The organism is Shewanella sp. K8, assembly GCF_028823715.1.
Classification (GTDB): domain Bacteria; phylum Pseudomonadota; class Gammaproteobacteria; order Enterobacterales; family Shewanellaceae; genus Shewanella; species Shewanella algae.
Genome location: NZ_JAPEHY010000007.1, coordinates 91,684 through 105,194, shown reverse-complemented (window position 1 = coordinate 105,194; position 13,511 = coordinate 91,684). Strand labels below are relative to the sequence as shown.

General features: G+C 50.2%; 9 protein-coding genes. 8 read left to right on the top strand and 1 reads right to left on the bottom strand.

The genetic code is table 11. From position 1 onward, the window contains the following. Positions 1-13: 13 nt before the first annotated feature. The gene (gene dinG, locus ON072_RS05855) at positions 14-2,086 is read right to left on the bottom strand and encodes an ATP-dependent DNA helicase DinG (protein WP_208137191.1); all 2,073 of its coding nucleotides are present in this window, start codon (positions 2,084-2,086) and stop codon (positions 14-16) included. Between the two features lie 86 nt (positions 2,087-2,172). Here dinG and ON072_RS05850 point away from each other — a divergent pair, with 86 nt between their 5' ends. The 8 genes from ON072_RS05850 to ON072_RS05815 all read left to right on the top strand — a co-directional run bounded on the left by ON072_RS05850 (position 2,173) and on the right by ON072_RS05815 (position 13,511). Next, positions 2,173-4,542, top strand: coding sequence for a DNA polymerase II (locus ON072_RS05850; protein ID WP_261752952.1), 2,370 nt, complete (start codon positions 2,173-2,175; stop codon positions 4,540-4,542). Between the two features lie 215 nt (positions 4,543-4,757). Further along, on the top strand, positions 4,758-5,957 hold the full coding sequence (locus ON072_RS05845) for a porin (RefSeq protein ID WP_025887154.1): 1,200 nt from the start codon (positions 4,758-4,760) through the stop codon (positions 5,955-5,957). Positions 5,958-6,376: 419 nt separating this feature from the next. Further along, on the top strand, positions 6,377-9,130 hold the full coding sequence (locus ON072_RS05840; protein ID WP_025887155.1) for a TonB-dependent receptor: 2,754 nt from the start codon (positions 6,377-6,379) through the stop codon (positions 9,128-9,130). Between the two features lie 676 nt (positions 9,131-9,806). Continuing rightward, positions 9,807-10,589: a DUF3450 domain-containing protein gene (locus ON072_RS05835; RefSeq protein WP_025011235.1), complete on the top strand. Its 783-nt coding sequence runs from the start codon at positions 9,807-9,809 to the stop codon at positions 10,587-10,589. Continuing rightward, positions 10,589-11,944, top strand: coding sequence for a MotA/TolQ/ExbB proton channel family protein (locus tag ON072_RS05830; protein WP_025011236.1), 1,356 nt, complete (start codon positions 10,589-10,591; stop codon positions 11,942-11,944). The genes ON072_RS05835 and ON072_RS05830 overlap by 1 nt, the downstream gene beginning before the upstream one ends. After that, positions 11,944-12,471, top strand: coding sequence for a MotA/TolQ/ExbB proton channel family protein (locus ON072_RS05825; RefSeq protein WP_081737208.1), 528 nt, complete (start codon positions 11,944-11,946; stop codon positions 12,469-12,471). The genes ON072_RS05830 and ON072_RS05825 overlap by 1 nt, the downstream gene beginning before the upstream one ends. Before the next feature lie 13 nt (positions 12,472-12,484). Next, on the top strand, positions 12,485-12,889 hold the full coding sequence (locus ON072_RS05820) for an ExbD/TolR family protein (RefSeq protein WP_025011238.1): 405 nt from the start codon (positions 12,485-12,487) through the stop codon (positions 12,887-12,889). A 1-nt stretch (position 12,890) separates the two neighbouring features. Continuing rightward, positions 12,891-13,511, top strand: a complete 621-nt coding sequence (locus ON072_RS05815; protein WP_025887156.1) for an energy transducer TonB — start codon at positions 12,891-12,893, stop codon at positions 13,509-13,511.

Below are 13,511 nucleotides of genomic sequence, written 5' to 3'. Positions count from 1 at the left end.
CTGATTGAGCGCATCATTCGATAACGCGGCGGTAAGGCGGCAGGGCATCGAGCAGCGACGACCCGTATCTTTTGGTTACCAAACGCCTGTCCAATATGGTTATTCGGCCATAGTCCTGCTCTTTTCGCAACAGGCGGCCGCAACTCTGGATGAGTTTCCGTGACGCATCCGGAATAGTCAATTGTAAAAACGGGTTACCGCCTTTCATTTTGACATATTCTGCATGGGCCTGCTCTACCGGCGAGGTGGGCACGGCAAACGGCAGCTTGGTCACTATTAAGTTGGTCAGGTAGTCGCCGGGAAGGTCGAGACCCTCGGAAAAACTGCCGGTACCAAAGATAATGCTGGGCTCGCCTTTGTCACATTTCTGTTTATGCTGCTCGAGCAAGTGCTGGCGTGGGGCACTGCCCTGGATCAGCGGTTCGGATACCAGCTTGTTGCGCAGTAGATCGGCCACCTTTTCCATCTGCCAGTAGGAGGCAAACAGCACCAGAGTGGCCATTTCCCCCTCCACCAACTGCTTTATCTGGCTGGCGAGTTCTTCTGTGTAGGCGTCTTCGGTTGGCTCGGTGCGCATTTTCGGCAGGTAGAGAGTGGCGTTGTTTTCAAAATCGAAAGGAGATTGCAGCGCCAGGTAGCGACTGCCATCATTGAGTGACAGGCCAACCTGATAGGCAAAATGCTCAAAGCGGTTCAGCGCTCTGAGGGTGGCGCTACATAGCACGACGCCAGCGGCTTTTTCCCACAACATATGTTCCAGCATATAGCCGACTTCGATTGGCGATGCACTGAAAAGGTAGTCCTGCTGCTTGCCGCTGAGGGCTTCAATCCAGCGGGCGGTGGGGGCACCTTTGGGACTGTCCTCCTTGGCCATCATTTTCCAGAGCTTTTGCAGGTTTTCCAGGCGCTGCATCATAAAGCCGGTTTCACTCAAGAGGGCTTCCGCCTGATGCCTTGGCAATTCACCATCCTTGACGCTTTCGCTGAGGATAGCCTGCATCTTGTTGAATTGCTTGAGGGCATCGTTGGAGGCCGTGGCCAGGTTTTCCGCCTGAATCAACAGGGCGTCCGGCAGCTTGCCATGTTCGAACCGCAGGCGGTTTTCCGGGTTGGCAAAGAGTTTGGGTTGGGTATCACAGTAGTGGGCAACCTGATTCAGCAGACCGGTTAATTCTTCGATGCGATCCAGCATCGCCTGCGCCGGGGCGATGATATTGTTGCTCTTTATTTGGTTTTGCAGTTTGGCCGTGGTCTTGCTGACTTTCTCCAGCCAATCACAGGCGCCCCTGAGCGTGGCCTGGGCGCTGGAGAAATCCCTGGCCACATTCGGCAGGTGATGGGCTTCGTCGATAACGTAATAGACTTCTTCCGGATCCGGCAGAATCACACCGCCACCCAGCTCAAGGTCGGCCAGTAACAAACTATGGTTGGCAATAAGCACATCCCAGGTGTCAATATCTTCGCGGGCCTTGTGGAAGGGGCAGTGGCTGTGACTGGCCAGTTGGCGATGACAGCTGTGTTTGTCACAGGCTATCTGTTGCCACAGGTGGTCCGGCAGCGGTGTCTTGAGGGTATCGATCTCACCATTCCAGCGGCCATCCTGATAGTCTTTGAGCAGCGCCTGCAACTGCTCAACCTGTGAGGTATCCGGCTTGGTCTGCCACATGGCCATCTGGCTGCCGTTGCCATCACCGACCAACATCTCAAGCTTAGCCAGGCACACGTAACGCTGACGCCCTTTGACCAGACCGAAACGGAAGTTGAGTTTGGAGTGTTGCAGAAAAAACGGCAGATCTTTATGCAGCAACTGTTCCTGCAGCGCCACTGTCGCGGTGGCAATACAGACTTTTTTCTTGCTGGCCAGCGCCAGGGGAATGGTTCCCAGAATATAGGCCAGGGATTTACCTATACCTGTTCCCGCTTCAATCACCATGATGCGCCGCTGCTTGTCGTATTCACCGGCAAGTGTCTTGGAGATCTCCGCCACCATATAATTCTGTTCCCGGCGGGAACGGAAGTTGGGCAGTGCAGAGGCAATGTCCTTGTAGATCTCACGGATCTGGGTCTTTACATGGGCTGCTAGCATGAGACTCGGTTCTGGAAAATTATCCTGTATATATTACCAGTAATTTCTTATGCTAATAAACCTCTAAAACGCGATTGTCCCGACTCATGCCCCAAAACACGCCGCAAACCCTTAAGGGCCGTATTCTTACTCGTCATCTGGCTCAGAGAGACGAGGGGCTATGCCTGCAGTACTATTTGGCCACCGAGTTGGGGCCTGTGTTGGTTGAGGTGCCGGGGCAGGAACAGGTTTGCTTTGCCAAAGAGCAGGATGTGGCGGTTTTATGCCAGGGTTTAAGCCAGGTGAGGGCCCAGCCGCTGGCGCTGAGAAACTTCGCCGAAGACAAGGTTGCAGCGCTTTACAGTCGCAGTCGGCAACAGATGCGGTTGCTGCAAAAGCAGGCCCAGGATCAGGGGATGCCTTTGTATGAAGCCGATCTTAAACCCCAGCAGCGTTTCTTGATTGAACGCTTTATTGCGCTCGATGCCGAGTTTTACGGTTATTTCAGCGAGGAAAGCGGTGCGCTGAGGCGGTTTGTTGCCAGTCGCGCCAGGAAAGCCTCGCTCAACAATATAGGTCTGGCTGTTATTTCCCTCGATCTTGAATGCAGCATGCAGGGTGAACTCTACTCCGCCGGACTCTACGGTCGTGACCGCGAAGGAGAGCTGTTTCAGCGCGTGTACATGATAGGCCAAGCCCAGGACGGGCCTGACTATATCCACTGGGTCAGGGATGAAGCAGCCCTGTTGCAGGCTTTGGTTGACTGGTTCAGTATCTGGGATCCGGACATCATCATAGGTTGGTCGGTTGTCAATTTCGACCTGGCACTGCTGAGCCGACGATACGCCCATCATGGTATTGAAGCACGGCTTGGGCGCGGAGGCGTGCCCATGTCCTGGTTGGTGGAAGGCAAGTATCGACCGGAAACCCTCTCCTTGCCCGGGAGAGTGGTGCTGGACGGTATAGACTGGCTCAAGGCCGCCTTCTATCAGTTTGAGCGCTATTCGCTCGAGTTCGTCTCCCGCGCACTCTTGAGTGAGGGCAAGGCGATAGATAAAGTTGAAGATCGCGGTCAGGAGATAAGCCACCTCTTTCAAGAGGATAAATTGGCATTGGCCCACTACAATCTGACCGATTGCCGTCTGGTACTGGATATTTTCGATAAAACCGATCTATTGAATTTTGCTTTGGCCCGGGCGCAGCTGACCGGGTTGGAGTTTGGCCGGGTAGGGGCTTCGGTGGCGGCGTTCAATCATCTCTACCTGCCACACTTGCACCGGGCCGGATTTGTGGCGCCGGCAGCACCGGCCAGTGATGGTCTGGAGAGTCCCGGCGGCTATGTGATGGACTCCATTCCGGGCCTTTACCGGGACATTCTGGTGCTGGACTTCAAGAGTCTATACCCTTCGATTATCCGTACTTTTTTAATCGACCCCATGGGGCTGGTGCAGGGCATGGGTGAACCCGAAGTTGAGACGGTTCCCGGCTTTCTCGGTGCCAGATTCAGTCGCAAACAACCTATCTTGCCAACGCTTATCGCCAAGTTGGCCCAAGAGCGGGAAAGCGCCAAGGCCCAAGCCAATGCTCCCCTGTCTCAGGCAATCAAGATCATCATGAATTCGCTTTATGGGGTACTGGGCTCTCGGGGCTGTGTGTTCCACGATGCCCGATTGGCAAGCTCAATTACCATGCGCGGCCATGAAATCATGCAGCAGACCAAACGTTGGATTGAGGACGAAGGCATGAGTGTCATCTATGGCGACACAGATTCGACATTTGTTTGGCTGGGACAGCAGCATGATATAACAGATCCGCAAGCCTTCGGCAGGGAGTTGGCTGCCAGGATAACCGCCAAGTGGCAACAGCATTTGGCGGAGCATTTTCAGTTGCAGAGTCATCTGGAACTCGAGTTTGAGCGCCATTATGAACAGTTTCTGATGCCCACCCTCAGAGATTCGGAAGAAGGCTCCAAAAAGCGCTATGTCGGTGCCAGCCGCAATAGTCAAGGTCAGTTGGATATCATCTTCAAAGGCATGGAGCAGGTTCGCAGTGATTGGAGTCCCCTGGCCAGACGAGTGCAGTACGAGCTGTACCGGCGCATGTTCAATGGCTTGGATGTGGTGGGCTTTCTGGCCACAGAAATAGAAGCGCTCAAACGCGGTGACTATGATAGCGAGCTTGTTTTCTCCAAGCGGCTAAGGCGTAAGTTGGATGCCTATCAGGCCAAGGCATCACCCCATGTCAAGGTCGCAAGACAACTGTTGGAGCAGACCGGCGACCCTCGTTATGGCCGTTTGGGCACCCGGATTGATTACCTGGTAACAATCAATGGCCCCGAAGCTGTTTCCCTCAGGTGTTCTGCCATTGATTATGACTACTACATCGAAAGACAGATCAAGCCGATAGCCGATCCAATACTTTCCATAATGAAAGAAAGTTTCACATCAATCAGCACGGGACAAATGAGTTTAATCTGACGCTTAATTTGTTTCAAAAAGTTAATAAAGTTAATAAATGGTTTTATTGCTGGGTTTTATCGGTTCTTGTGGTTTTTTTTAAGGTAAAACTAATAAAAAATGTGATTTTTGTCTTTGCCGCTTTACTGACCTTTTGCTAATCTTCGCCACCCTTGGAAGGAAATAAAACAACGGAATGGGGTAGGCAGACTGAAAACACTTAAGGTTAACAGCAAATGAACAAGACTCTCATCGCATCCGTCCTGGCAGGACTCTTGGCCGTTCCATCGGTTCAAGCTATTGAAATCTACAAAGATCAAAAAAATGCAGTCTCTATCGGCGGTTTCGTTGATGCCCGAGTAATCAATACTCAGGGTGAAACGGAAGTCGTCAATGGTGCTTCCAGGATCAATTTTGGCTTTGAACGTGAGCTGACCCACGGCTGGAATGCGTTTGTGATGCTTGAATGGGGTGTCAACCCATTCGGTAACAGCGATATTGTCTATAGCAGCAAGTTTGAATCAGTCCAGGATGATTTCTTCTACAATCGTCTTGGTTATGCGGGACTTTCTCACGACAAGTACGGCACCCTGACCATAGGTAAACAGTGGGGCGCCTGGTATGACGTGGTGTACAACACCAACTATGGCTTTGTGTGGGATGGTAACGCTGCCGGTGTCTATACCTACAATAAGGATGATGGCGCCATCAATGGTACCGGTCGTGGTGATAAGACGGTTCAGTATCGCAACAGCTTTGGCGATTTCAGTTTTGCCATCCAGACCCAGTTGAAGCACGATGACTTCTTGATGGATGAAAGTTCAGGTACCAACCCGTTCCCGCCAAGGGATCATGCGCCTGTTACCGGCACTGCTGCGACTGCCGGAACCGCCACCAAGGTGGAATTCAACAACACTTATGGCATTGCCTTGACCTATGCGGTCAGCAAAGATCTCAGCCTGATGGCCGGCTATAACTATGGTGAGTTTGAAGCGACCCGCGCAGATGGCAGTACTTTCTCCGAGTCTGACTATATCTATGGTGCAGGTATTACTTGGGGTGGTTGGGATAATCAAGGTTTGTATGCCGCTGCCAACGTCAACAAGAACGAGTTCCACGATACAGATAATCTGGGGCGTTTGATCCCTGAATCTTATGGTGTTGAAACTCTGGTTTCGTACCGCTTTGACAATGATATTCGTACCTTTGTCTCATACAACTTACTGAACGCCGGCGATGCTTACGAGCAGGCTTATGGTGGTGATGTGTTCAAGCGTCAGTTTGTGGTTATGGGTGTTCACTATATATGGGATGCCAATACCGTATTGTATGTTGAAGGCCGTAAAGACTTCTCTGATTTCAAGGGCGCCGAAGAGGCTGCTATGGAATTGTCTGAAGATGATGGCATTGCAATAGGTATTCGCTATACCCTCTGATTACAGATTGAGCTGTTCAAAAAAGCGCCGAAAGGCGCTTTTTTATTGGAAAAACACAAGTGCTCACACTCCTTTCCAGAAAGAGGTATGTAACACATGTGTTACGTTTTTGGTGGGAAAAGGCATCGCGACAAACTCCCCTTACTTCAGGCTGTTACAAGTTATAACACTACCCCAAATACCTAATACCGCTGTGATAGCCGTTATATTCAAGCTCAGTGAAATAATACCTTCTCTCTTTTGTTGTTAATTTTATATGCAATATTAACGTTTCAAATGTTGATAAAATGTTTGTTATGTGATTTTATTTGCGTGAAATTGTTGCTGGTTAACTTATGTCTACCTGCAAACAACTAAAGGATCCGGGCAAAGCATTCGGATCCGTTACCAAGACACAAGATGTCGAAAGGGAGATAAGTATGTATAAGAATAATTCGTTAACCAACGCAGTGCGTCTGGCATTGGTTGGTGGTGTTGCAGCGACTGCTTTTAGCGCTCCAACCGTTTTGGCGGCCGAAGAAGGTGCTGACAATGTAGAGCGTATTCAGGTTACAGGCTCTCGCATCAAGCGCACCGATATGGAAACAGCAAGCCCTGTTAGCGTGATCGATGCTTCATCTATCATAGCGTCAGGTGCCGTTAACATTGATGACGTTCTACAGAAAATGACCTCTGCCGGTGGCGCCATGACCAACGCCGGTATCAACAACGGCTCAGGCGGTAACTCTCGTATCAACCTGCGTGGTTTGGGTGACAACCGTACTCTGGTTCTGGTGAATGGTCGTCGTATGATTGCATCCGGTACCGGTGCAGCTTCTTCTGTTGACCTTAACACTATCCCAGTTTCCATGATCCAGCGTGTCGAAGTACTGAAAGATGGTGCTTCTGCCATTTATGGTACCGATGCGATTGCCGGTGTGGTTAACATCATTCTGAAAAGAGATTTCGACGGTTTTGAAATCAACGTTCAGACCGGTATTTCCGGAGAAGGCGATGCCGACGAGTCCAGCATCGACATGACTCTGGGTAACACCTTCGAGAAAGGTAATATCGTCGTTAATGCTCAGTACACCAAGCGCGGTGATGCCAGCCAGGCAGATCGCGATTTCTCCAACTGTCCGATTGCAGAGACAGGTCCAAAAGGGGACCGTAGCCTGTACTGTGGCGGTAGTAGCTACTCTCAAGGCGGCCATGTCTGGGGTGACAACAACTTTGGTATTGTTGGCACCGGACCTGAAGGTGCTTATGCCATAGGTGACAAGGGCTACTATGGTGAATATGTTGATAACGGTGAAGGCAAGCCAAAGTTCCAGTACTTTGATGGCATGTCTGAGGCCGATCTGAGTGGCCTGGGGGGTACCTACCACGAGTTCGGTGATGCTGACAGATACAACTACGCCAAGGACAGCTATCTGTCGACGCCAATGGAGCGTTTGAACCTGTCCATGGCCGGTACTTATGAACTGACCGAATCTATTCGCTTCTTCACCGAAGCCATGTACTCCAAGCGTTGGTCCAATCAGCAGATGGCGCCTCAGCCAATCTGGAACGGTGATGCCTGGGTTTACAATCCAAAATCAGCCGGCGGCTGGATGACTGATGACCTGTTGCCTTGGGTTCAGCCAGGTGAAGAACTGGCTTATGGTCGTCGTATGGTTGAGTCCGGTACCCGTGACTTTGACCAGGTAGTAGACACCATACGTATCGTTGTTGGCCTGGAAGGTGAGTTTGAAAACGGCTGGACCTGGGATGCTTCTTATAACAAAGGTAAGAACGACTCAACCGATACTCTGGCTAACCTGCACAACTTAGGTTCTATCAACGCTGCGGTACTCGAAGGCACTTTCGATCCTTTCCTGCAATCTTCATGGGAAGGTGAGAGCATCAAGCCATACATCTATACCGAAGTGAACAGCGGTGGCAGTGAGTTGGATGTGATTGCAGCGACTCTGTCCGGCGATCTGTTTGAAATGCCTGCCGGTATGATGGGCTTTGCAGCGGGTTATGAGCACCGTAAAGAAGCGGCTCATTATACTCCGGATTCCCTGACTTCTCAGGGGCTGGCAAACGATCCTCGTGTTGAGCCAACTGCCGGTGATTTCAGCGTTAACGAATTCTACGCAGAATTGGCAATCCCACTGCTGAGCGAGCTGCCTTTGGCACAACAAGTGGATCTGAGTGCCGCTATGCGTTACTTCGACTACAGCACTTTCGGTGATGATACTACCTGGAAACTGGGTCTGACTTGGCGTGTATATGATGACTTGATGATCCGCGGTGGCATGTCTACAGCCTTCCGTGCACCAACTGTATATGAACTGTACGGTGGTAAGTCACCATCGTTCGAACAGATAGTTCACCCTGCCACCGATCAGGACCAGGCTGAAGTGACTGTTGGTGGTAACGAAATGCTGACCCCTGAAGAAGCTGATATCACTACTTTGGGTCTGGTGTATTCACCAAGCTTTGTAGAAGGTCTGTCTCTGACCGTCGATTACTATGACATCGAGATCTCCAACACTATTACTTCAGTTGACAACAACTATGTTGCCAACCAGTGTCTGGATGCCGGTGGCAACAAGATCAACACAGGCACTGCGCTGTGTCAGTCTTCCAATATCGAAATCGACAATAGTGGTCGTATCAAGTTCGATAACGGTCTGCAGAACATAGGTGCTACCAATACCTCTGGTTACGATATCAACGTTGCCTACGTATTCAATGCCTTCGGTCTGGACTGGAAAGCCGGCTGGGACAGCTCTATCCTGAGCGAGTATGAAGAGTTTGACCCGGATGGTAATGCGGTTGACTATCGTGGTTACATCACAGGTGGTGTGGGTGCTTATGCCAAATTCAAGAGCAACCTGAACATCACTGCAGCCGGTGATGACTGGACTGTCACTTATGAAGCCCGCTATATAGACGGTATGGATTCATTTGCTTGTAAGAACGACGATGGCAGCTGCTACGCGCCTTCAGTTGACAGCGTGGTTTACCATGACCTGTCGGGTTCTTACGATATCACCGACCGCATCCGCGTATCCGGTGGTGTCAACAACCTGTTCGACAAAGAGCCTCCATACTACACAGGTAACAACGACTCGAATACCGACCCTTATACCTATGATATGTTGGGCCGCTACTTCTTCGTTCGTGCCAGCATGAAGTTCTAATGGCAGATTTCATCTTTGGATGAATTAAGTCAGCTTCATTGAATGAAACCCCGGGATACCTTCCGGGGTTTTTACTTTTTAAACTCTCTATATAAGTAAGACATAGTCGCAAATTGACAAAACACTATTGCGTAACAACTGAAGTCGACCCGGGCTGCCAATTGATTTCATGGCAAGAGAGCAGGGGAGACGGCTTTGTGGTTAAACCGCTTTCCCAAGGACAGTAATCACTTGGAAAAAGTGTATTGCCATCGCTCGACAGAATTGAATTCTTTCAAGATTGATAAAACATAACGCACCGACTTATGCTTTTTAATTATATATAAATCATAAGGTTAAATATTAGTTGGTGCTGTTTTTACCGCTATTCACCGTTCAAGAAGATGGCTGACAATTGATCACTAAATGTAAAAAAAAGCCATTGATGATTAATCACACAGTTAGCCTTAGTTTCCAGCGTTTTCGTCTCATTTCAAATGTTGACACAGGTCAACATTTTGTGAAATGATGCCAGCGGGTCTATGCCTTCAGGGGCATAGGAAAGGGAAGATAAAAAACTAACAATCACAAGAGAAAGACATACTTGATAGCACCACCTGCCGTTGAAATAGGGATATTCGGGGCACTGTTGCTGAAAAGTTAAACCTTTTTAATCACTTCAAATTGGTTGGGAACTATGTCCAAGGTAAGCAATAGAACAAAAATCGCTTCTGCGCTTGTTGGCGCGCTGGCACTCGCCAGCAGCAACTTAGTCGTTGCAGATCCTCTTACCGACGCGCAACAAGCCGCGGGTCGTCTGCAGTCAGACGCCGTTGCGTCACAGAAGAAGATCGATAAGTATTTTGACCAGGCTCAAGATATGCTTTTCGAATATTCCGCCGTTGCTGACGAGCGTGAATCTCTCAAAGCCTACAATGATTATCTGGCTGGACTGGTCGCTGATCAGGAAGCCACAATGAAATCCATTCAGGACGATATCAATGGCGTAGACAAACTGCGTCAGGGTGTTGTTCCTTTGATGTTTAAGATGGTTGATGCACTGGAGCAATTCGTGGCTCTGGATCTGCCATTCAAATCTGAAGACCGTGCACAGCGCGTTAAAAACCTCAAAGACCTGCTTAACACTGCCGAAGTGACTCTGGCTGAAAAGTTCCGTCTGATCCTGGATGCTTACAGCATCGAGCGTGAATACGGCAGCTTTGTTGACGTTGAAACCGGTAAGCTGAATCTTGATGGTAAAGAGGTGCTGGTTGATTTCTTCCGCTTGGGCCGCGTAGCTCTGTACGCTCAGAGCCTGGACCAGAAGACTGCCTGGATGTACAACCCTGAAACCAAGGGCTGGGATAAGCTGGATGACAGCTACCTGCGTGACATCACCAAGGGTATTCGTATCGCCCGTAAACAAGGGGCTCTGGATCTGTTCGCACTACCAATTCCAGCTGCGGAGGCTGCACAATAATGAAAAAGCTAATCACTACCGCCGTCGTTGCTGCCAGTTTTTCACTGTCTGCCGGTATGGCCAGTGCCGCCGAGGCGCCTAAGACGATTGACCAACTGCTGCAGCAAGTTAAAGTTGAGCGTGCCGCTCAAGGTAAAATCAACGCCAAGCGTGAGAAAGAGTTCCAAGCCGAGCGTGGCGACAAGGCTGCTCTGCTGAAGCGTGAAAAAGATGCGCTGGCTGCTGAAACTCAGCGTGGTAAAGACCTGAACCAGGCCTTCCTCGATAACGAGCGTAAGATTGCTCAGCTCGAAGAAGATCTGAAAACCGCTCAGGGTGACCTGGGTGAAATGTTTGGTGTGGTTAAAGGTGAAGCAGGCGATTTCGCCGGCAAGCTGATCAACTCCAACGTCAGTGCTCAATATCCAGGACGTGACAAGTTCGTTCAAGACCTGGGTGCCCGTAAGCAACTGCCTAAGATTGAAGAACTGGAGCGCTTCTGGGAAGAGCAACTGTTCGAAATGGCCGAGTCTGGCAAAGTGGTTAAGTTCGAAGGTTCTGTAACCGACATTGATGGTAACGTGAAAAACACCACCATCTACCGTATCGGTGCCTTTAACCTGTTGGCTGACAACAAGTATGTGGTTCTGAACCACGAGCTGGGTCTGATCCAGGAGCTGTCACAGCAGCCTGAAGGTTATCAGGTTAAGCCTATCGCCGACTTCGAAAAAACCACTTCAGGTACAGCCAAGCTGTATGTTGACCCTGCCCGCGGTACTCTGCTGAACATCTTCACTCAGAAGGCCAGCTTCCAAGACCGTATCGAGGCCGGTGGTACCATTGGTTACATCATCATCGCCTTGCTGGCTCTGGGTCTGCTGATCTCTCTGGAGCGTCTGGTTACTCTGACTCTTATCGGTGCCCGTGTTAAGTCTCAGGCCAAGAATGTTGCCAACCCAGGTAACAACGCTCTGGGCCGTGTACTGAAAGTGTACCAAGAGAACAAAGATGTTGACGTTGAGACTCTGGAGTTGAAACTGGATGAAGCCATCCTGAAAGAAACACCAGCGCTGGAAACACGTATCTCCATCATCAAAGTATTGGCGGCTATCGCTCCTATGATGGGTCTGCTGGGTACCGTAACCGGTATGATTGCAACCTTCCAGAGCATCCAGCTGTTCGGTACTGGCGATCCAAAACTGATGGCCGGTGGTATCTCTATGGCACTGGTTACTACAGTACAGGGTCTGATTGCGGCTCTGCCACTGATGTTGTGTCATGCCATCGTTGTGGCTCGCAGTAAGTCTATTGTTCAAATCCTTGAAGAGCAAAGTGCCGGTATCATTGCTGAACACGCAGAGAAGAGGGCTGACTAATGATGCTATACCTGATGGACATTTGGGATTCCGTCAGGGGCTTCATGGCCTCCGGAGGCGACGTCCTCTGGCTTGTTGCGGCGGTGCTGTTTCTCATGTGGGTATTGATGCTTGAAAGATTCTGGTATCTGAACTGGGTATCACCAAAGAATCATAAAGACATTATTGCCGCATGGAATGCCAGGGAGGAAACGACTTCCTGGTATGCACACCGTATCCGTGAAGCTTGGGTATCCCAAGCGAAGCAAGATATGAATGCACGTATGCTGATCATCAAAACACTGGTAGCCATCTGCCCTATGATAGGTCTGCTGGGTACAGTGACAGGTATGATTTCAGTGTTCGATGTTATGGCAGTTCAGGGGACGAGTAATGCTCGTCTGATGGCAGCTGGTATTTCTATGGCCACTATGCCAACTATGGCTGGTATGGTCGCGGCATTGTCCGGGGTGTTCTTTAGCACTCGTTTGGACGCCAAGATGAAAATCAGCTTGGAAAAGCTGAAAGACAGCCTGCCACACCACTAGAGAGAGATTGAACATGGCACGTAAGAAGCATTCCAGTGTAGAAGAGGAAGCACAGATCGATATGACCCCGATGCTCGACATCGTGTTCATCATGCTGATCTTCTTCATTGTGACCACCTCGTTTGTGAAGCCATCCGGTTTGGACTACAACAAACCCAAGGCGTCCACAGCGACTTCAAAACCTTCGGCGAACATCTTTATCGGCGTCAGCAAAACCGGCGTGATCATGATGGAAAACCGTCAGGTTGATATTGAACGAGTAACCGCTAACGTAGAACGTATGTTGGCGGAGGCACCAGAAGCCGCCGTTCTGATCCAGGCAGACAAAGAAGCCCAACACGGCTTGGTTGTTAAGGTACTGGATCAGGTGAAGGCTGCTGGTATTGATAAGGTCTCGGTATCTGCGGGGAACGACTGATATGTTAAGAGCACTAGTATCTATCATTATTGGTGCTGCTGTGACTTTTGGTCTGTTCTGGTTTATGGCATTCCTGGTCGGAGGTGGCGCACAACGCGGCGACACCTCAGCCGAAACGCCAGTTATCGAGATCACAATGGACAAGCAGGATTCGAAGGCACAGAAGAAACCAAGGGTGACACCTAAGCCACCCCCACCACCAGAGCAGCCACCGAAGCCAGCGGAAACGCCACCGGATAGCTCTTCTGATATTGATACCAATATGTCATTCAATATGGGTGGAGTAGAAGCAGGCGGTCCAAGCACAGGCTTTAAGCTGGGCAACATGATGACCCGTGACGGTGATGCAACACCTATAGTGCGGATTGAACCTCAGTATCCCATTGCTGCGGCGCGTGACGGTAAAGAAGGTTGGGTACAACTTCGCTTTACCATCAACGAACTCGGTGGTGTTGATGATGTTGAAGTTATCCAGGCTGAACCGAGAAGGATCTTTGATCGTGAAGCGGTTCGTGCACTGAAGAAGTGGAAGTACAAGCCGAAGATTGTTGACGGTAAGCCGATGAAGCAACCCGGTATGACAGTTCAGCTGGACTTCACCCTGAACCAAGGAGACAGATAA